The sequence below is a fragment of the Phreatobacter aquiterrae genome, assembly GCF_053471285.1.
Genome location: NZ_JBJPHW010000008.1, coordinates 180,496 through 199,191 on the forward strand (window position 1 = coordinate 180,496; position 18,696 = coordinate 199,191).

At 67.8% G+C, this 18,696-nt stretch carries 17 protein-coding genes; 4 read left to right on the plus strand and 13 right to left on the minus strand.

Annotated features, from left to right (window positions below):
- On the minus strand, positions 1–1,650 hold the full coding sequence (ccoN, locus tag ACJ4V0_RS14010) for a cytochrome-c oxidase, cbb3-type subunit I (RefSeq protein WP_448300201.1): 1,650 nt from the start codon (positions 1,648–1,650) through the stop codon (positions 1–3).
- 235 nt (positions 1,651–1,885) lie between these two features.
- Here ccoN and hemN point away from each other — a divergent pair, with 235 nt between their 5' ends.
- Both hemN and ACJ4V0_RS14020 read left to right on the plus strand, forming a co-directional pair.
- Complete coding sequence (hemN, locus tag ACJ4V0_RS14015; protein ID WP_448300202.1) at positions 1,886–3,289, plus strand: oxygen-independent coproporphyrinogen III oxidase; 1,404 nt, start codon at positions 1,886–1,888, stop codon at positions 3,287–3,289.
- A 31-nt stretch (positions 3,290–3,320) separates the two neighbouring features.
- A complete protein-coding gene (locus ACJ4V0_RS14020) occupies positions 3,321–4,028 on the plus strand; it encodes a sulfite exporter TauE/SafE family protein (protein ID WP_448300203.1) in 708 nt (235 codons plus the stop codon).
- A 15-nt stretch (positions 4,029–4,043) separates the two neighbouring features.
- On the opposite strand, the gene ACJ4V0_RS14025 is transcribed toward ACJ4V0_RS14020, so the two are convergent.
- The 7 genes from ACJ4V0_RS14025 to ACJ4V0_RS14055 all read right to left on the minus strand — a co-directional run bounded on the left by ACJ4V0_RS14025 (position 4,044) and on the right by ACJ4V0_RS14055 (position 11,834).
- Positions 4,044–4,913 (minus strand): intradiol ring-cleavage dioxygenase, encoded by an 870-nt coding sequence (locus ACJ4V0_RS14025; protein WP_448300204.1) that lies wholly within the window; start codon positions 4,911–4,913, stop codon positions 4,044–4,046.
- A gap of 4 nt (positions 4,914–4,917) precedes the next feature.
- Positions 4,918–6,237, minus strand: a complete 1,320-nt coding sequence (locus tag ACJ4V0_RS14030) for a TRAP transporter large permease (RefSeq protein WP_448300205.1) — start codon at positions 6,235–6,237, stop codon at positions 4,918–4,920.
- 6 nt (positions 6,238–6,243) lie between these two features.
- The gene (locus ACJ4V0_RS14035; protein WP_448300206.1) at positions 6,244–6,801 is read right to left on the minus strand and encodes a TRAP transporter small permease subunit; all 558 of its coding nucleotides are present in this window, start codon (positions 6,799–6,801) and stop codon (positions 6,244–6,246) included.
- 75 nt (positions 6,802–6,876) lie between these two features.
- Positions 6,877–7,959, minus strand: coding sequence for a C4-dicarboxylate TRAP transporter substrate-binding protein (locus tag ACJ4V0_RS14040; protein ID WP_448300207.1), 1,083 nt, complete (start codon positions 7,957–7,959; stop codon positions 6,877–6,879).
- 115 nt (positions 7,960–8,074) lie between these two features.
- Positions 8,075–10,474 carry a xanthine dehydrogenase family protein molybdopterin-binding subunit gene (locus ACJ4V0_RS14045; protein WP_448300208.1) on the minus strand — a complete coding sequence of 800 codons (2,400 nt, stop codon included), beginning with the start codon at positions 10,472–10,474 and terminating at the stop codon, positions 8,075–8,077.
- Positions 10,471–10,962 (minus strand): (2Fe-2S)-binding protein, encoded by a 492-nt coding sequence (locus ACJ4V0_RS14050; protein WP_448300209.1) that lies wholly within the window; start codon positions 10,960–10,962, stop codon positions 10,471–10,473. The genes ACJ4V0_RS14045 and ACJ4V0_RS14050 overlap by 4 nt, the downstream gene beginning before the upstream one ends.
- Entirely contained in the window at positions 10,959–11,834 is an 876-nt protein-coding gene (locus ACJ4V0_RS14055; RefSeq protein WP_448300210.1) for an FAD binding domain-containing protein, read from the minus strand. The genes ACJ4V0_RS14050 and ACJ4V0_RS14055 overlap by 4 nt, the downstream gene beginning before the upstream one ends.
- 142 nt (positions 11,835–11,976) lie before the next feature.
- On the opposite strand from ACJ4V0_RS14055, the gene ACJ4V0_RS14060 reads away from it, so the two are divergent.
- Both ACJ4V0_RS14060 and ACJ4V0_RS14065 read left to right on the plus strand, forming a co-directional pair.
- On the plus strand, positions 11,977–12,618 hold the full coding sequence (locus tag ACJ4V0_RS14060; protein WP_448300211.1) for a TetR/AcrR family transcriptional regulator: 642 nt from the start codon (positions 11,977–11,979) through the stop codon (positions 12,616–12,618).
- Between the two features lie 2 nt (positions 12,619–12,620).
- Positions 12,621–12,908: a YciI family protein gene (locus tag ACJ4V0_RS14065; protein WP_448300245.1), complete on the plus strand. Its 288-nt coding sequence runs from the start codon at positions 12,621–12,623 to the stop codon at positions 12,906–12,908.
- On the opposite strand, the gene ACJ4V0_RS14070 is transcribed toward ACJ4V0_RS14065, so the two are convergent.
- The 5 genes from ACJ4V0_RS14070 to ACJ4V0_RS14090 all read right to left on the minus strand — a co-directional run bounded on the left by ACJ4V0_RS14070 (position 12,892) and on the right by ACJ4V0_RS14090 (position 18,696).
- Positions 12,892–14,061: an alpha/beta fold hydrolase gene (locus ACJ4V0_RS14070; protein ID WP_448300212.1), complete on the minus strand. Its 1,170-nt coding sequence runs from the start codon at positions 14,059–14,061 to the stop codon at positions 12,892–12,894. The genes ACJ4V0_RS14065 and ACJ4V0_RS14070 overlap by 17 nt on opposite strands.
- 9 nt (positions 14,062–14,070) lie before the next feature.
- On the minus strand, positions 14,071–15,879 hold the full coding sequence (locus ACJ4V0_RS14075; protein WP_448300213.1) for a PHA/PHB synthase family protein: 1,809 nt from the start codon (positions 15,877–15,879) through the stop codon (positions 14,071–14,073).
- Between the two features lie 189 nt (positions 15,880–16,068).
- A complete protein-coding gene (locus ACJ4V0_RS14080; protein WP_448300214.1) occupies positions 16,069–16,983 on the minus strand; it encodes a polysaccharide deacetylase family protein in 915 nt (304 codons plus the stop codon).
- 15 nt (positions 16,984–16,998) lie between these two features.
- Positions 16,999–17,820: an ABC transporter permease gene (locus ACJ4V0_RS14085; RefSeq protein WP_448300215.1), complete on the minus strand. Its 822-nt coding sequence runs from the start codon at positions 17,818–17,820 to the stop codon at positions 16,999–17,001.
- 9 nt (positions 17,821–17,829) lie between these two features.
- A complete protein-coding gene (locus ACJ4V0_RS14090; protein WP_448300216.1) occupies positions 17,830–18,696 on the minus strand; it encodes an ABC transporter permease in 867 nt (288 codons plus the stop codon).

Genomic DNA, 18,696 nt, shown 5'->3' on the forward strand with positions numbered 1-18,696 from the left:
TTACTCGGCGGCCACGAGGGCGGGGGCGGCTTCAGGCTCTTCAGCCTCGCCCTGGCGCACCGTCATGATCAGGTTGTAGGCCATGATCAGCGAGCCGACGACGAACAGGGCGCCGCCGAGAGCACGGATCACGTAGTAGGGGTGCATGGCATCGACGGTCTCGATGAACGAGTATTCGAGGAAGCCGAGCGCGGTGTAGGCGCGCCACATCAGGCCCTGCATGATGCCGGCGACCCACATCGCCGAGATGTAGAACACGATGCCGAGGGTCGAGACCCAGAAGTGCCATTCGACCAGGCGGTTCGAATAGAGCTGCTTCTTGTTCCACAGCCAGGGAACCAGGCAGTAGATCGCGCCGAACGACACGTAGGCGACCCAGCCCAGGGCACCGGAGTGGACGTGGCCGATGGTCCAGTCGGTGTAGTGCGACAGGGAGTTCACCGCCTTGATGGACATGAGCGGACCCTCGAAGGTCGACATGCCGTAGAAGGCGAGCGATACCACCATCATGCGCAGGACCGGGTCGGTGCGCAGCTTGTCCCAGGCGCCGGAGAGCGTCATGAGGCCGTTGATCATGCCGCCCCAGGAGGGCATCCACAGCATCACCGAGAAGGTCATGCCCAGGGTCTGCGCCCAGTCGGGCAGGGCCGTGTAGTGCAGGTGGTGCGGGCCGGCCCAGATATAGAGGAAGATCAGGGCCCAGAAGTGCACGATGGACAGCCGGTAGGAGTAGATCGGCCGCTCCGCGCGCTTCGGCACGAAGTAGTACATGATGGCGAGGAAGCCGGCGGTCAGGAAGAAGCCGACCGCGTTATGGCCGTACCACCACTGGAACATGGCGTCCTGGACGCCGGACCAGACGATGTAGCTCTTCGGCGAGTAGATCGAGACCGGGATCGCGGCGTTGTTGCCGAGGTGCAGGACTGCGATGGTGACGATGAAGGCCAGATAGAACCAGTTCGCCACGAAGATGTGCGGCTCCTTGCGCTTCCAGAGCGTCGCGAGGAAGACGAGGAGGTAGGTGACCCAGACGACGGTCAGGAACAGGTCGGCGTACCATTCGGGCTCGGCGTATTCCTTGCCCTGGGTGATGCCGAGCAGGTAGCCGGTGCCGGCGATGACGATGAAGAAGTTGTAGCCGAGGATGACGAACCACGGCGCGATCTCGCCGGCCAGACGGGCGCGGGAGGTCTTCTGCACCACGTAGAAGGACGTCGCCAGCAGCACGTTGCCGCCGAAGGCGAAGATGACCGCCGAGGTGTGCAGCGGGCGCAGGCGGCCGAAATTGGTCCAGGGCAGATCGAAATTCAGCACCGGCCAGGCGAGTTGCGAGGCGATGATGAGCCCCACCGTGAAGCCGGCAATGCCCCAGAACACCGCGGCCACCGTGGCGAACCGGACGGGACCCATGTTGTAGTTGGGCTTACCGTCGATCTCCTGCGGAATGACGGCCGCGCGCTCCACATGGCTGTTGGCGATCAGGAACACCGCGCCGATCGCGGCTGCCACGAAGAGATAGAGGTGGAACGAATAGGCCGGATCCACCGAGCCCGATGCGGCGAACAGGCACAGGATGGCGGTCGCCACAAAGGCAACTGATGACCCGATCTCCGCTATGGAAATCCTCTTTTGGGCTAGAACTTGGCTCATGTGATGCCCCTCGTCCGTGGCAGCGGGCGGCCGCCTGTGGTGGCGATGCCGCATTGCACACACCAATGGCAGGCGGGCTCTGCGGGACATTGATGTGTATCAAGCTGCCTCGAAAAAGTCCCAGAGTTCCACCGAATTGCTTGATTTTGATCAAGGCGCGCAGTCGGAACCTGGGCGATTGGGGATAACAGGCAGGAAGACGCCGTCTTCCCCACTCGTCGTCAGGTCCGCCCCCATGACTTCCATGACGCTGGCTCAGCCCGCCTCCGCCGAATCGTCACCGGCCGCTTTCCCGGCCTCATCGGGCAATATCGCGCTCGCCGAGCGGTCGGTGCCCCGCTACACGTCCTATCCGACCGCGCCGCATTTCGGCCCTGCGGTGAAGGGTGCGGTCTATCGCGACTGGCTCGGGCAGCTCTCGGCGGAGACAAGCCTGTCGCTCTACCTCCACGTGCCGTTCTGCCAGACGATGTGTTCCTACTGCGGCTGCCACACCAAGGTCACCCGCAAGGTCGAGCCGATCGATGCCTACCGCCGGCATTTGGAAGCCGAGGTCGACCTCATCGCCGCGCTCACTCCGGCCCGTCGTGTCAAACACATCCACTGGGGCGGCGGCACGCCCACCATGCTGGGCGAGGCCGGCCTCGCATCCGTCGCTGAGCGCCTCGCCCTCAGGTTCGGGATCGGACGCGACGCCGAGCATGCGATCGAACTCGATCCCCGCCAGGTTGACGACAGTCTGGCCGCGACGCTTGCCCGCGTCGGTGTCAACCGCGCCAGCCTCGGCGTGCAGGACCTCAATCCCCATGTGCAGGAGGCCATCGGGCGGGTTCAGCCCTACGACCTCGTCGTGGCGGCCGTGGAGGCGCTGCATCGGGCGGGCATCGACGCCCTGAGCTTCGATCTCATGTACGGGCTTCCGCACCAGAGCCTCGAGGATCTGCTGCGCACCATCGATCTCGCCGTGGCGCTGGAGCCGGGACGCATCTCGCTGTTCGGCTATGCCCATGTCCCATGGTTCAAGACGCACCAGCGGCTGATCGACGAGGCGGCGCTGCCCGATGCGGCGGAGCGGTTCCGGCAGGCGAACGCGGCGCGCGATGCGCTCATCGCCCATGGTTACGAGGCCATCGGCCTCGACCATTTTGCGCTGCCCTCCGATTCCATGGCGCGGATGGCGCGGGATCAGACCCTGAAGCGCAACTTCCAGGGCTACACGACCGACGACGCGGAGGCGCTGCTCGGCTTCGGCGCCTCGGCCATCGGCCGGCTTCCGCAGGGCTTCGTCCAGAACGCCCCCGATATCGGCGGCTACCAGCGCGCCATCGACGCGGGAGAACCAGCGACCGTGCGCGGCCTTGCCCTGTCGCTCGAGGATCGGGTGCGGGGCGACGCCATCGAGCGGCTGATGTGCGATTTTTCGGCCGACCTCGAGGCGGTGGCCCGTCGGCATGGAGTCCCGAACGACTTCTTCGATGCCGACCTCGCCCGCCTGCAGCCGCTGGAGCACGAGGGGCTGGTCTCGCGCAAGGCCCGGACCGTCATCGTCAGCGATGCCGGCCGGCCTCTGGTGCGGGTCGTCGCTTCGTTGTTTGATGCGCATCTCGCCAAGGCGGGGCGGCACTCGGCCGCCGTCTGACGCGCCAGGATTCAGGCGGAGATCCAAGGGGATGTTTCCCTCGTCGCTCACCATCGTCGCCGGCATGCTGATGGGGTTTGCCTCCAGCCTGCATTGCGCCGGCATGTGCGGCAGCATCGGGTCGGCGTTGATGCTCACCGTCCACCCCGAGGGCGACATGAGCCAGCGCGCGCGCACCCTCTTCATCACGCAGATCGGCCGGGTCGTCGCCTATGCGGTGGCCGGCGGCATTCTCGGCTCCTTCGGCTCGTCGCTGGCGGGCGCCTTCGACCAGACCGCAGCCTATCGCGTGCTGCAATGGGCGAGCGCGGTGACGCTTGGCTGGATCGGCCTGTCGACGGCCGGGATCATCCCCTCGCTGGTCGCCTTCGACCGGCTCGCCGCACCCATCGGCACGGCGATCATGACCTTCAACACCCGCCACCCCGGGTTCGGGGTCGGCGCGCCGATGGCAGTCGGCGTGATCTGGGGGTTCATGCCCTGCGCGATGGTCTATGGCGCGTTGTTCACCGCCATGCTCACCGGCACGGGCTTCGGCGGCGCCGGCCTGATGCTCGGTTTCGGCCTCGGCACCCTGCCCGCCGTCATGGCGAGTTCCATGGGCGTGGCGAGCCTGAAGAGTTTTGCGCGCAGCCCGGCAGCCTCCCTTGCGGTCGGTCTCGGGATCACCGCCTTCGCCGTCGCCTCCGTGCTGATCGGCCCGGAAGGCGGCATCCTCTGCCTTCCGGCGATGCGCTGACGGCTCCGCCTGGCCTCAGGCCGTCGTCGCCAGCGGCTTCAGCCCGAAATCGTGGTTGAGATACTTCCACTGATCCGGCGCGGGCTCTCCGCCCGGATAGGTGCCGCCTGCCCTGTCCGCCAGCGTGGCGACCAGGCTTTCCTTGACGCCGAAGACCGCATCGCTCTCCAGCCAGGGATCGCCCGGCATGAAGAGATGCGTCACCAGCGTCTCGTGCCCGGGTGCGGCGATGCGGAAGTGGATGTGCGCCGGCCGCATCGGGTGGCGCTTCGTCGCTTCCAGCAGTTGCCCGACCGGACCGTCATGCGGGATCGGGTAGCTCGACGGCACGATGGTGCGGAAGCCGAAGCGGCCCTCTGCGTCGGTGATGAAGCGGGCGCGCAGCGAGGGCTCCTCGGTGCCCTTCTGGGCATCGTAGAAGCCCTCGTCGTCGGAGTGCCAGATGTCGACGGCCGCCCCCGCGATGGGCTTGCCGTCGGGTGAGGCGACCGTGCCCTCGACGAAGAGCCGCTCGCCCGGTTCATCGGCCGCGATGTCGGCGCCGAAGGGCGTCACCCGGTGCTCGCCGAGATAGAAGGGGCCGAGCACCGTGGTCTCGGTGGCGCCGTCCGGCATGCGGTGATTGATGGCATCGACCAGCATGGAGATGCCGAGCACGTCCGACAGCAGGATGAACTCCTGCCGCCTGTCGTCGCACATGTGGCCGGTTCGGGTGAGGAAGCCGATGGCGGTGATCCACTCGGCTTCCGTCAGTTCCACTTCCTTGACGAAGGCGTGGGCGTGACGGACCAGCGCCTGGATCACCTGCTTGAGGCGGGGATCGGGGCAATCCGCGAAGCGCTTGACGACCTCGTCGGTCAGGTTGTGTTCGTTGAAGCTCAGCATGGCGTCACTTCACCAGCGCGGTGGCGAGGAAGGGGAAGAAGGCGATCAGCACGAGGCAGACCGCCATCACGGCGAGATAGGGGATGGTGCCGGCGAAGATCGTCTCGATGCCGACCTTCGGGTCTCCCAGCGTCGCCTTCACGGTGAACACCGATATGCCGAAGGGCGGCGTCAGCAGGCCCATCTCCACCGCGATGATGGTCATGATGCCGAAGTGGATGAGGTCGAAGCCCATGGCCGCCGCGATGGGCGCGCCGATCGGCACCATGATCAGCAGGATCGACGTGGAATCGAGGATCATGCCCATCAGCAGGACGACAATGACGAAGGCGAAGAGGAAGCCGTAGGAGCCGAGGCCGAGGTGCTGGACGAAATCGCCGATGGCATTGGGAACGCCGGCCATGGACAGCATGCGTGAATAGAGGCTGGCGGCGATGAGCAGGAAGAGGATGGAGGCGGAGACGAGGCCCGCCTCCTTCAGCACGCGCCAGAACTTCGGCCAGTCGAGCCGGCGGCGGACGAGGGCGATGACCAGAGCACCGGCCGCGCCGACGGCGCCAGCCTCCGTCGGCGTGAAGAAACCGGTGTAGAGGCCGCCGAGGATGAGGACCACGAGGCAGGCGATGGGTACGGACTTGGCGAGCATCTCGCCGGTTCCCATCGCGGCGTCCTCGTCGTCGGCGGTGTGGTTGGCGTCGACGAAGATCCGCCCCGGCCGGAAGGTGGCGTAGAGCCAGATCATCGCGGTGAAGCCCAGGGCGAGGAGGATGCCGGGAATGACGCCGGCGACGAACATCTTGCCGATCGAGACTTCCGACAGCACGCCATAGACGATCATCAGGAGGCTCGGCGGGATGAGCATGCCGAGGATGGAGGAGCCGGCGACCGTGCCGGTGGCGAAGCGCATGGTGTAGCCGTGGCGCACCATTTCCGGCACCGCGACCTTGGTGAAGACCGCTGCCGAGGCGATGGAGACGCCGGTGACGGCGGCGAAGACGGCATTGGCCGCAACCGTCGCCATACCGAGGCCGCCGCGGATGCGGCGCAGCAGCGCCTGCGCCACCTCGAACGTGTCCTTGCCGACGTCGGAAATGCTGACGAGCAGCCCCATCAGCACGAAGAGCGGAATGGTGGCGAAGAGATAATCCTGGATGCCGGAATAGGTGGCGAGCGCCGTGAAGCGGAAGGCGAGGTCGATATTGTCGCGGATGAGCCAGACGCCGAGCGCCCCGGTGCCGATGAGCGACAGGCCGATGGGCAGGCCGAGCAGGATCAGCCCGACCATGGCGCCGATCAGCAGGAATCCAAGCGTGACGTCTTCCATCGTCGGTCAGCCCCTGGCCGGTGCGCGCCGGCCACCGATCTCGGCGACGAACAGCATGAGATAGGCGAGGGCGCCTGCGACCCCGCCGAGGATGATGAGGGCGCGGAACGGCCAGGTGGGCACCGTGAACAGTCCCTGGACGCCGAAATATTCGCGGGCGGCGAGCGAGGTCCACATGCCGGGCCAGCCGGCCCAGGCGACGAAGGCCATCACGGCCGCGCCGATCAGCAGGAACAGCGCCTCGACGAGGCGGCCAAACCCGGGATGACGGTGCAGCAGCCCCTCGATCAGGAAATCGGCGCGTGTCATGCGACGGGCGTAGATCGTCGCACCGATCTGCAGGAAGACGATGCCGACAATGGAATGGGCGGCGATCTCGGAGACGCCGGTGATCGGCATGCTCAGGAACGACCGGCCGATGACGTCGGCGCAGATGAGCAGCATCAGCCCGAAGGTCCAGACGGTGCCAATGGCCGCCAACGCATCGAGGACGAATCGCACGGGGTCGAACGGCTGCGGCGCCGTTCCGCGGTCGATCGCCGAGACGTCGATGTCGTCGGCCATGCGTGTCTCTCCGATGTCTGCGGGTCAGAATGCAGGCGGGCACCGGGCAGAGAGCCCGGCGCCCGTGCGTTTGGCTCAGCTCGCGGCTTCGCGATCCCAGTCGCGTCCCGGCGTCTTGCCGGCGGCGCGGATGGCGGCGAAATAGGCCTTGAGGACGTCGCGCGCCGCCGGGCCGGACGTGTCGGCCCAGGTCTTGGCGATGTTCGGAAGTCCGCCGATCCAGCGCTTGCGCTCGGCATCGGCCATGGTGGTGATGATCGAACCCTTGGACACCATCTCCTTCTCGGCGGCGTCGATGCGCGAGGACACGTCCTCGATGTGCTTCTGGGTGGTGATCTTGCCGGCCTCGGCGACGGCCTTCTGGAAGGCTGCCGGCCAGCGGTCATGGCGCTGCTTGTTGGCGGCGATGCCGCCGACATACATGGCGCCCACGTCGCATTTGCAGACGTATTTCGCCACCTCGTAAACGCGGGTCGGCAGGATGCCGACGAAGAAGGACAGGGCGCCTTCCGACACGCCGGTCTGGATGTCCGTGTAGTAGGTGGTCAGCGCGCCGTCGACCGGGGTGGCGCCGGTGCCGGTGAGCCAGTTGGCCGAGGTGCCGGGCGCCGAGATCTTGCGGTTGCGCAGATCGTCGAGGGTGCGCACCGGGAAGGTCGACCAGATGTGGTAGGTGTCAGTGATGAACGAGGAGAGCGGCACCATGTTGAGGCCGTTCCAGTTCTGCTTGATGGCCGGAACCGTCTCGTTCAACTGGTCGAAGGTGCGGGCGACAAGGCCATGGTCGCCGGTCGTGAAGGGCGTGAAATAGCTGACGTTCTGGAGCGGCATGGTCGAGCCTTCCCAGAGCGTGCCGACATAGCCGATGTCGGTGATGTTGTCGCGCACGGCCTCCATGGTGTCCTGGAACTTGTAAAGCGTGCCGCCGTAGGACTCGCGCCAGTTGACGCGCACCTGGTTGCCGTTGTCGCGCAGATGCTTCTCGACCTCCGGCTGGAAGACGTTCTTCATCATCGAGACCCAGAAATTCTGGACCGGGTGGCTCGCGGCGATCGTCACGTTGAGCGACTGCTGGGCCGAGGCCCTGATGGAGAAGACGGGCAGGGTGGCGGCGCCGGCAGCGCCGGCCATGAAAGTGCGCCTGGTGGTGGTCGTCATCGTGGTTCCTTCCTTTGGGGCGGGGATCGATCCGATCCCCCGTTTCCTGCTGTTGTTGGCGGTCGGTTGTCCCGACCTTGACTGTCAGGGACAGGCTAGCACCTGCCCCCTATGCTCATGCAATCATCCCGACGGCCTTCAGGATCTTTTCCGGCGTGAAGGGCTGTGCGAAAACCCTGGCGCCGAGCGGCGCCAGCGCATCATTGAGGGCGTTCATGATGGCGGCGGGTGCGCCGGCCGTACCGGCCTCGCCCGCGCCCTTGGCGCCGAGAAGGGATTCCTTCGTCGGTGTCTCGACGTGGCCGACGTGCATGTCCGGCATCTCGGCCGCCATCGGCACGAGATAGTCGGCGAGGGTGGTGGTCAGGAGCTGGCCGTCCTCGTTGTAGATGCAGTGCTCATAGAGCGCGCCGCCGATGCCCTGGACGATGCCGCCGCGCACCTGCTCGTCGACGAGCAGCGGGTTGATGACGCGGCCGCAATCCTCGACGCACCAGTGCTCCAGCAGCTTGACCATGCCGGTCTCGACGTCGACTTCCAGCCAGCTCGCCTGGATGCCGTTGGTGAAGGCGAAGGGGTATTCCTTGGTGATGTAGTGGCGCGTCTGGACAAGTTCGCGGGCGAGGTCCTTCGGCAGCGTGTCGCCGCGGTAATAGACGATGCGGCCGAGCTCGGAGAGCGGCATGCGCGACTGTCCGGTCGCCTTGTCCACGATCTCGCCCATGACGATGTCGAGGCTCGAGGCTTGCGCCTGCAGCATGGCGCCGGCCACCTGGAGGATCTGCTCCTTCAGCGCGATGGCCGATTGCAGCGCCGCCTCGCCGCCAATGCCCGCGCCGCGGCAGGCCCAGGTGCCGCCGCCATAGGGCGTCGTCTGGGTATCGCCGGTGACGACCTTGACCTTCGACACCGGCACGCCGACGCCGTGGGCGACGATCTGCGCGAGGATGGCCTCGGTGCCCTGGCCCTGCTCGGTGACGCCGGAGAGCGCGACGACGGAGCCGTCCGGGTCCATGCGTACCGTGCAGCCGTCCTGCGCCGAGATCTTCGCGCCGCCGATGCCGTACATGAAGGGCGAGGGGTTGGTCAGCTCGATGAAGCTGGCAAAGCCGAGGCCGCGATAGACCCCCTTCTTGCGCTGCTCGGCCTGGTCGGCACGGATGCGCTCGACCGGGACCATCTCCAGCAGCTTGTCGAGGGACGCGTGGTGGGACAGGCCCTCGAACCGCATGCCGGCCGGCGAGGTGCAGGGATAGGCGTCATCGGGGATGAGGTTCTTGCGGCGGATCTCGACCGGATCCATGCCGAGCGCCTCCGCCGCGAGGTCGACCAGCCCCTCGGTCACCGCCGTGGCGATGGGGTGGCCGACGGCACGGTACTGGCAGGTGGGCGACTTGTTCTGCAGCACGACGGTGGTTGTGCAGCGGTAGTTGTCGAAGGCATAGGGCCCGCCGCAGAGATTGACGACCTGGTTGCCCTCGACCGCGCTGGTGCGTGGATAGACCGAGTAGGGCCCGATGCCGGTGAGATCGTCGATGTCGAAGGCGAGGAAACGTCCCTCCGCGTCGACCGCGAGCCGCCCCGTGATGCGGTGGTCGCGCGCGTGAATGTCGCTGCCGAAGGCCTCGAAGCGGTCGGCAATGAACTTCACGGGGCGGCCCATGATCCGCGACATGCAGGCGACCGCCATCTCGTCGGGATAGACATGGACCTTGATGCCGTAGGAGCCGCCGACATCCTTGCAGATGACGCGGACGTCGCCCTCGGCCATGCGCAGCTGCGTGGCGAAGACGTTCTGCATCATGTGCGGCGCCTGCGTCGAATGATGCACGGTCAGCGTGCCGTCGGCGCGGTTGTAGTCGGCGATGATGGAGCGCGGCTCCAGCGTCACGCCGGTATGGCGGCCGGTGTGGAAGGTCGCCTCGACCACCTTGTGGGCGCCGGCGATGGCGGTCTCGACATTACCCGTCTCGGCGGTGCGGGTGAAGACGAGGTTGTCGCCGAGCTCCGGGTGGATGACGACCGTGCCGGGGGCGAGCGCCGTCTCCATGTCGACCTGCGCCGGCAGCGGCTCGAACGCCACGGCCAAGGCGGCGACGCCATCCTCGGCGGCGGCGCGGGTGTCGGCGACGACGGCAACGACCGCCTCGCCCTGCCATGTCGCGCGCTCCAGCGGCAACGGATACTGCGGCGCCGACTTCATGCCCTTGAGATGGGCCAGCACCGCGACCCAGGGATCGCAGACCCTGGCGAGGTCGGCGCCGGTGAAGACGCGGACAACGCCCGGCACCTTCAGGGCCTCGCTCGCATCGATCGAGATGATGCGCGCATGGGCGTGGGGCGAGCGCAGGAAGGCGGCGTGAACGAGCCGCGGCAGGGTGACGTCGTCGGTGTAGGTGGCCCGGCCCTCGACCAGCTTCCGCGCGTTCGGGCGCGGCACGGCGCGGCCGATATAGGAGTTCGGCAGGTCTTCGCGGGAGAGCCCGAGGGACTGGGGGGTGACGATCTCGTTCATCTGGCGGCCTCGCTCGTGCGGCGCGCCTTCAGGACGTCCTCGACCGCATCGACGATCGACTGGTAGCCGGTGCAGCGGCAGTAGTTGCCCGAGATGTGCTCGCGGATCTCCTCACGCGAGGCGTCCGGCGCATGGGCGAGAATGTCGGCTGCCGTCACCAGCATGCCCGGCGTGCAATAGCCGCACTGGCAGGCATTGCGGGCGACGAAGGCCTCCTGCAGGTCGCGGATTTCGCCGGTGTCGGACAGGCCTTCGATGGTCTCGACCACGGCGCCGTCGAGGCTCGCGGCGATGACGAGGCAGCCGCGCACCGGATCGCCGTCGACGCGGACGGTGCAGGCGCCGCAGACGCCGTGCTCGCAGGCCGTATGGGCGCCGGTCAGGCCGAGTTCGGCGCGCAGGAAGTCGATGAGATGGATGCGCGTGTCGACGCTGCGGGTCACCCGCTCGCCGTTGACAGTCAGGGCAATGTCGATGCGGCGGTTCATGCGGCCTGCTCCGCCGGTGCCAGGAAAGAGTTGAGCGCGCGACCGGTCAGCACGCGGGCGAGGTGCCGCTTCAGTTCCGGCCCGCCGTGGAGATCGCCCGGCGGATCGAGATCGTCGGCGAGCGCCGCCTGCGCGGCGGCAATGGACGCCTCGCCGAGGGGCCGGCCGGCGAGGGCGGCGGAAGCGCCCATCGCGATCTCGGCGCCGGAGCCGACACCGAAGAAGACAAGGCGGGCCGCATCCACGTGGCCATTGGCCTGCATCGACAGCACGGCCGCAAGGCCCGCCATGGCGTAGTCGCCGGAGCGGCGCGTCACCTCGACGATGGTGTGACGGCTCGCCGCGGTCGCAACCGGCACCTCGACAGCGGCGATGATCTCGCCGGTCTGGAGGTCGGTCGAGAACAGCCCCTGGAAGAAGTCTTTAGCCGCAACGCGCCGCTCGCCTGCCTTCGAGGCGATGACGACGGTCGCTCCAAGCGCGACGACGCAGGCCGGCAACTCCGCCGCCGGATCGGCCAGCGCCAGGCTGCCGCCGATGGTCCCGCGGTTGCGAATGGCGGGATGGGCGATAAGTGGAGCGGCCTTCGCCAGAAGCGGGGCGTGCGTGGCGACCAGCGGATTGCGCCCGAGATCGGCATGGCGCGTCAGCGCGCCGATGCGCAGGATATCGCCGGTGACCGCGATGCCCTTGAGCGCCGCGATGCGGGTGATGTCGATGAGGCCGGAGGGCTCCGACAGGCGGAACGACAGCGTCGCGAGCAGGCTTTGCCCGCCCGCCAGGATCTGCGCCTCGGGGCCTGCGGCGTCGATCGCGCTCCACAGCTCGCCGAGACTTTCGACGCGGGCATAGCCCATCGCCGGCCACTTCATGGTACGTCTCCCCGTCGCGGCCGTCGGTCGATTGCCTTCCGGCGCCGCGGCCCGTATTCTTTAATTGGTCAAATGATCAACGACGTTGAGGCGCTGAGTCAAGTGCCTTCCGGATATCGTTCGATCCTCGGGGGAAAGACGCATGGCGGACGGCCTGGTCCTGACCGCAAGACGGAGGCGGCTGGCGCCCGAGACGCGGCGCGAGCAGATCGTCGATGCGGCGGTCTGCTACTTCGCCGAAGTCGGCCTCGCCGGGACGACGCGCGACCTTGCCAAGCGCGCCGGGATCACCCAGGCGCTGCTCTACCAGTACTTCCGCAGCAAGACGGAGATCCTCGAGGCTGTCTTCGCGCGGGTCTATCTCGACCGCATGGCGCCGCACTGGCCGGGGCTGATCGCGGATCGCTCCCGACCGCTACGCGAGCGGATGCTGACGTTCTATGGCGAGTACACGAGAGCCATCTTCACCTATGAGTGGATGCGCATCTTCATGGCCGCCGGCCTCGCCGGCGAGGCCCTGAACCGCCGCTACCTCGAACATGTGCGCGACGTGCTGCTGGCCCCGCTGCTGGAGGAGGTGCGCTCCGCGGCGAGGGGGGTTGTGGTGCCCGAAGTGGAGGATCTGTGGAACCTCCACGGCGGCATCGTCTATCTCGGCATCCGCCGGCACATCTACCACCTGCCGACGCCGGACGACGTCATGCCGGTGATCGAGAGGGCGATCGACCGCTTCCTTGCCGGCTTCGCCATCGGCACCGCGCCGCAGCCCGGGAGGGGGTCATGACGATCCTGTTCGCCATTCACGCGCTGGATCGCCCGGGGGCCCTGCCCAGCCGGCTCACGTACTACGACGCCCACAAGGCCTTTCTCTCCGACACCTCGGCCCACGGGGTGAGGATCCTCATGTCCGGCCCGCTGATGAGCGACGACGGCGAGGCGATGATCGGCAGCCTGTTCCTCGTCGAGGCGCCGGACCGCGCCCATGTGGAGGCCTTCAACCGGGCCGATCCGTTTCACGCCGCCGGCATCTGGCAGGCGGTGACCATCACAAGGTTCCTCAGGCGTCAGGGGTAGGGCCGCCCCGCCGCGCCCGCTCTGAGGGAGCGTTGCTGCCCTCGCCCTTGCGGCCCGTCTTGCGCTTCCGCATCGCGGCCGTCCGGGCGGGACTTCGCGACAGGAATGCTGCGATCTCGGGCCATGTCCGGCGAAGCACCTGCTGCCCCATGAACAGGCTGAGGTGCCGGCCCTGGACGGTTCGCGACACGATGTCGCCGGGCCGGGAGGCGACGCGGGTGGCGATCGAGAGGAGTTGCGGCGGGCTGACGATCTCGTCGTCTGCGGCCGCGGCGAGAAAGAGCGGGCAGCGGATCGCGGCGATGCCGACCTCCTTGCCCAACGCCGGAAACCTGCCCTCGGCCAGCCGGTTCTCGCGGAAGACCCAGTCGACCGTCTCGCGGTAGAATACGCCCGGCAGGTCCACCACATCCCCGTTCCACGACAGGTAGCGCTCCCGCAGCGGGGCGGGCACGCTCCGGCGCTGGAGGATCGCGGCGAGGGCCTCGTCGCCGGCATTCGCGCTCGGCCACAGGTCCGTCATGAGCCGGCCGCGCACGAGGCCGTCGCCCTGGGCCAGCATGGCGTCGACGGCCGATGGGGGTGTCTGCGCGACAGTCGCGGTGAGCATGCTGGGCGCCGCAGCGACGTCGATCGGCGCGCCGACCAGGGCCAGCCGGTCGACCTTGTCCGGGAAGCGCGCCGCAAAGATCGCGGCCAGCATGCCGCCCTGGCACAGACCCGCCAGCGGCGCCGGGACACCGAAATCGTCGACAACCACGTTCAGGTCCGCGAGGCAGGCGTCGATCGACTGATGGCGGCGGGTGGCATCGGCGCTGCGCCATTCGGTGAGCCAGATGCGGGCAATGCCCGCTCCCAGCAGCGCCGCGATGATGCTGTGACCAGGGGCGAGATCCGCGATCGTCGCCGTATGCAGGGCATAGGGCGCGATGAGGATCACGCCCGGTCCCTTCGCGCCTGTTGCGAACTCGCGCACCCGCATCGTCGCGAGGTCGCGCACGACGGTGTTGGCGCTGGTCCAGGGCCACGGATCAGCGGTGCGCCCGGCGGCGTCGGTCTCCCACCCGGCGGCCAGACGCTCCATGGTATCGAGCGAATGGCGCGTCGCGGCGAGCGAGGCGTTGATCACACCGAGCCACGCGCGGAAGGACATCGGACCTCCTCAGCCAGTGGCGCGGACGTAGCTGCCGGGGGCATCGGCCAGGACGGGGTAGCCCGCCACGGCCTTGCCGAGAGGGGGAGGGGCGGCCATAGCACCCGGAGAATGGGTCTCCAGCCAGGTCACCCAGGAGGTCCACCAGGTGCCCTGGCGCGGCGGGTGCCGGGCGAGCCAGGTCTCCGGGTCCATGTGGCGCTCGTGGTCGTGGCGGGTGGCGAGCCGGTGGACGCGGCCCTCGGTTCCGGGCGGCGACACGACCCCCTGATTGTGGCCGCCATTGGTCAGCGCGAAGGTGCTTGAGGTGTCGAGCGACAGGTGGATCTTGTAGACGGCGCGCCAGGGCGCGATGTGGTCCCACTCCGTGCCGAGGACGAAGACCGGAACGCGGATGTCCTGCAGCGCGATGGTGCGACCGTCGACCTGGAAGCGGCCCTCGGCGAGATCATTGTCGAGATAGAGCGAGCGCAGGTACTCCGCGTGCATGCGGGCCGGCATGCGCGTGGCGTCGAGCGACCAGGCCATGATGTCGATGAGGCGGCGCCGCTCGCCCATCATGTATTCGCGCACCATACGCGACCAGATGAGGTCGTTGGAGCGCAGCAGGTTGAAGGTGCCCATCATGCGGGGGCCTTCCAGATAGCCGCGCTCCTCCATCATGTCCTCGAGCAGCGCCAACTGGCTGTCGTTGATGAAGAGCCGCAGTTCACCGGCCTCGTGGAAGTCCGTCAGGGCGGCGAGAAGCGTCAGGCTGGCGAGCCGCTCGTCCCCGTCGCGGGCCATGGCGGCGGCCGTGATCGCCATGAGGGTGCCCCCGAGACAGTACCCGACCGCATGGACGCGGCCAGCCCCCGTGATGCGGGTGGCTGCCTCGATCGCCGCCATCGCGCCGTCGGCGCGATACTGGTCGAAGGTGACGTCCCGGTCCTGTTCCGTCGGGTTCTTCCAGGACACGACGAACACCGTGAATCCCTGCCCGACAAGGTAGCGGATCAGCGAGTTCTCGGGCCGGAGGTCGAGGATGTAGTACTTCATGATCCAGGCCGGCACGATCACGATGGGCTCGGCATGAACGGTGGCGGTCGTCGGGGCGTACTGGATGATCTCCGCCAGCGGCGTGCGCGCCACCACCTTGCCGGGGGTCACGGCGACGGTCTCGCCGACCCTGAACGCCTCGGTTCCGGCGGCGGGCGCTCCCGTTGCCGCGATCTGCATGTCTTCCAGCCAGTGACGGTATCCCTCGACGAGCGACTGGCCGCCTGTGCGCAGGGCCTTCTGCTGCACCTCGGGATTGGTGGCGATGAAGTTGGACGGCGACCAGAAGTCGAGCAACTGGCGCGCGGCGAAGCCGACGACAGCCTCATGCTCGGGGGAGGCGCCGTGGACCCCGCGGGTGGCGGCGTCCCACCAGGCTTCGGCCGCGAGGTGGGCGCTGGCGAACTGCCGGTAGGGCCACTGTGTCCAGGCATCGTCGCGGAATCGGCGGTCGCTCTCGCGCGCATTCCGGCAGGGCGGCTCGCAATCCTGGAATGGGTTTGCCTCCTGCGCGAGGCGGGCCGCCTTCTGCATAGCCAGCGTTGCGAGGTCCATCTGCCGGCCCGGCGACACGGCGAGGTGGGAGGCCCAGTCGAACCAGGCGCCGGCCAGCGCCAGCGCCGAGACGCCTCCGGTCATGCGCGCGGCGAGGGCATGGAGCTTGCGGTCGAGCGGATTTTCGCGGGACGTCTTTGGGGGATCGGTTCGCATCGCGGCGTCGGCTGCGACGGCCTTCGGCAAGGGGATGATCTCGGCCGTCCTGTCGCTCGAAGTCGCCATCGCACCCATTCCTTGCCGGGGAGCCGCCGTCAGCGGCTCCGATCAGTGTCAGGCGATCCCTGACCTGTCGGGGGTGCGGCCGGATCGCGCCGTCACTATAGCGCGAACCGTGGTCACAAGACGGCAAGGCCGATCGGCGCGACGCCGCCGTCCGGTTCCTTGTTCCGGACTTGCCCGTGTCTGACGCGGTTACTGCCCCTGGAAGGGATGGGTCTTCGCCCAGTGCTGCGCGATGTCGAGCCGCCGCGTCACCCAGACGCCCTCGTGGGACTGCACATAGTCGAGGAAACGGGCGAGGCCCGCCGCGCGGGCCGGGTGGCCGATGAGGCGCATGTGCAGGCCGACCGACATCATCTTCGGTTGTGTGCGCCCCTCAGCGTAGAGCATGTCGAAGGCATCCTTGTGCCACTCGAAATAGTCGGCGGAGGTGGCGAAGAAGCCCGAGCCGAACTTGCCGTCGTTGTTGACGAGGGAGTAGGGCACGACGAGGTGCTGCTTGCCGTCAACGACCTTCCAGTAGGGCAGTTCGTCGTCATAGGCGTCGGAATCGTAGAGGAAGCCGCCCTCCTCAACGACGAGCTTGCGGGTGTTCACGCTCGGCCCATAGCGGCAGTACCAGCCGAGCGGGCGCTCGCCCACGGTCGCCTTGAGCGAGGCGACGGCCTTCGCGATGTGCTCGCGCTCCTCGGTCTCGTCGAGCTCGTAGTGCTTGATCCAGCGCCAGCCGTGGCAACAGACGTCGAAGCCGGAATCGCGGACAGCTGCTGCCGCCAGAGGATTGCGCTCCAGGGCCAGCGCGCAGCCGAACACGGTCATCGGCAGGCCGCGCTCCTGGAACAGGCGCATCAGGCGCCAGAAGCCGACACGGCTGCCATAGGCGAACATGCCTTCGCCGGCGAGGTCGCGGCCCTTCACCGGCATGTTGAGGCTGCTGGATTCGGTGAGCGCCGTCTCGGTGAAGCCCTCGCCATCCTGGACGGAGGGCTCCGAGCCCTCCTCGTAGTTCATGACGAAGTTGATGGCGATGCGGGCGCCGCCCGGCCATTGCGGATCGGGCGGGTTGGCGCCGTAGCCGATCAGGTCGCGGTCGTAGGGCACGGTCATGGCGGGGCTCCGGGGTCAGGCGCTCATGCGGCGGGTGAGGCCGGTGAACCGGTCCATCACCACCATGAGGATGAGAATGGCGACGATGAGCACGCCGGCGATGGCGGCGATGCGCACGTCGAGGGTCGATTCCATCATGCCCCACATGCGAATGGGCAGCATGGAGGTGCGCGCCGTCGACAGGAACAGCGAGACCGGCACGTTGTCCATCGAGGCGATGAAGGCGAGGAAGGCGCCGGCCGCGATGCCGGGCGCGATGAGCGGCAGGGTGATGCGGCGGAAGGAATAGAAGCGGCTGGCGCCGAGATTGGAAGAGGCCTCGAGCAGCGCCGGGTCGAGCTGGGTGAGGCTCGCCAGCGTTGTGCGGAAGACGAAGGGCGCAATGACGACGAGGTGGCCGGCGATCAGGAGATTCAGCGAGGGGCGGATGCCGAGCACCGAGAAGAACATCAGCGCGGCAAGGCCGTAGGAGAGCGTCGGCAGCACGAGCGGCGAGAGGAAGCTCGCCTCGAGCGCCCGCGCTGACGGACGGCTGACGCGGGTGATGGCGAGGGCGGCGAGGACCGAGAGCACGGAGCCGATCAGCGTCGCCCAGCCGGCGACCCAGATGCTGTTCAGCGCGGCATTGTGGATGGGCGCGGACCGCACCGGATCGAAGAGGTCGCCATACCAGCGTAGCGACAGGCCCGGCGGCGGGAACCGCAGCGCCTGCGTCGTGGTGAAGGAGGTGGCGATGACGATCAGGACCGGCGCCACGAGGATCAGGATGGCGATGCCGGCGATCACCCCCACGGTGAGGTTGAAGCTGACGTCGGCCGGTGTGGAGCGCTGCGACATGGTCCCGCCTCAGGTCGTCTTCGCGAAGCGGCCGAGCCAGCTCAGCGCCATGATGCCGGTCAGCACCGTGAACAGAAGGGTGAGCGAGGCGACCGCGGCGAAGGGCCAGTTGTAGACCACCATGGACTGCTGCCAGATCAGCGCCGGCAGGTAGACGAGCCGTGCGCCGCCGATCACCGACTGCGAGATGAAGGCCGTCGTCGCCGAGGCGAAGACCAGCGTCGCGCCGGCGATCCATCCCGGCAGCGTCAGGGGCAGGATGACCCGGAAGAAGGTGCGCCACTTCGATGCGCCGAGGGCGCGCGAGGCGTCCACGAGGTTCTGGTCCATCTGGTTCATGATGGTGAGAAGCGGCAGCAGCATCAGCGGCATCTCGATCTGCGTCAGGGCGATGACGAGGCCGAGTTCGGTCTGCAGCAGGTTGAGCGGTGTCGCGGTGAGGCCGAGCGTCATCAGGGTCTGGTTGATCACGCCCTCGCGCGCCAGGATCACGATCCAGGCGAAGGTGCGGATGACAACTGATGTCAGCAGCGGCATCAGGATGATGAAGATGAGGACACGCTGCACGCGCGGCGACGACGCGCGGAACACCAGCGCCAGCGGATAGGCGAGGATCGTGGTGGCGACGACGGCGAGGACGCCGAGCTTCAACGTGTCGAAGATCACCTTGAGATAGAAGGCGTCGGTGTAGAACTTCACCCAGCTGTCGAGGCCGAGGCGGGTCTGCTCGGCATCGGCGTAGAAGCTGATGCCGAGCAGGATGAGGAACGGCGCCGCGAAGAACACCGCATAGGTGAGGCCGAGCGGCGCTGCGAGGCGCCACTCGACGGCATCCCGGACGGGCGAGGCGCCCGATACGGCTGCGGCTGCGGACAC

What these genes read in the sequence shown, in the direction of transcription:
- ccoN (WP_448300201.1), bottom strand. Translation starts at nt 1,650, where the DNA reads ATGAGCCAAGTTCTAGCCCAAAAGAGGATTTCCATAGCGGAGATCGGG.
- hemN (WP_448300202.1), top strand. Translation starts at nt 1,886, where the DNA reads ATGACTTCCATGACGCTGGCTCAGCCCGCCTCCGCCGAATCGTCACCG.
- ACJ4V0_RS14020 (WP_448300203.1), top strand. Translation starts at nt 3,321, where the DNA reads ATGTTTCCCTCGTCGCTCACCATCGTCGCCGGCATGCTGATGGGGTTT.
- ACJ4V0_RS14025 (WP_448300204.1), bottom strand. Translation starts at nt 4,913, where the DNA reads ATGCTGAGCTTCAACGAACACAACCTGACCGACGAGGTCGTCAAGCGC.
- ACJ4V0_RS14030 (WP_448300205.1), bottom strand. Translation starts at nt 6,237, where the DNA reads ATGGAAGACGTCACGCTTGGATTCCTGCTGATCGGCGCCATGGTCGGG.
- ACJ4V0_RS14035 (WP_448300206.1), bottom strand. Translation starts at nt 6,801, where the DNA reads ATGGCCGACGACATCGACGTCTCGGCGATCGACCGCGGAACGGCGCCG.
- ACJ4V0_RS14040 (WP_448300207.1), bottom strand. Translation starts at nt 7,959, where the DNA reads ATGACGACCACCACCAGGCGCACTTTCATGGCCGGCGCTGCCGGCGCC.
- ACJ4V0_RS14045 (WP_448300208.1), bottom strand. Translation starts at nt 10,474, where the DNA reads ATGAACGAGATCGTCACCCCCCAGTCCCTCGGGCTCTCCCGCGAAGAC.
- ACJ4V0_RS14050 (WP_448300209.1), bottom strand. Translation starts at nt 10,962, where the DNA reads ATGAACCGCCGCATCGACATTGCCCTGACTGTCAACGGCGAGCGGGTG.
- ACJ4V0_RS14055 (WP_448300210.1), bottom strand. Translation starts at nt 11,834, where the DNA reads ATGAAGTGGCCGGCGATGGGCTATGCCCGCGTCGAAAGTCTCGGCGAG.
- ACJ4V0_RS14060 (WP_448300211.1), top strand. Translation starts at nt 11,977, where the DNA reads ATGGCGGACGGCCTGGTCCTGACCGCAAGACGGAGGCGGCTGGCGCCC.
- ACJ4V0_RS14070 (WP_448300212.1), bottom strand. Translation starts at nt 14,061, where the DNA reads ATGTCCTTCCGCGCGTGGCTCGGTGTGATCAACGCCTCGCTCGCCGCG.
- ACJ4V0_RS14075 (WP_448300213.1), bottom strand. Translation starts at nt 15,879, where the DNA reads ATGGCGACTTCGAGCGACAGGACGGCCGAGATCATCCCCTTGCCGAAG.
- ACJ4V0_RS14080 (WP_448300214.1), bottom strand. Translation starts at nt 16,983, where the DNA reads ATGACCGTGCCCTACGACCGCGACCTGATCGGCTACGGCGCCAACCCG.
- ACJ4V0_RS14085 (WP_448300215.1), bottom strand. Translation starts at nt 17,820, where the DNA reads ATGTCGCAGCGCTCCACACCGGCCGACGTCAGCTTCAACCTCACCGTG.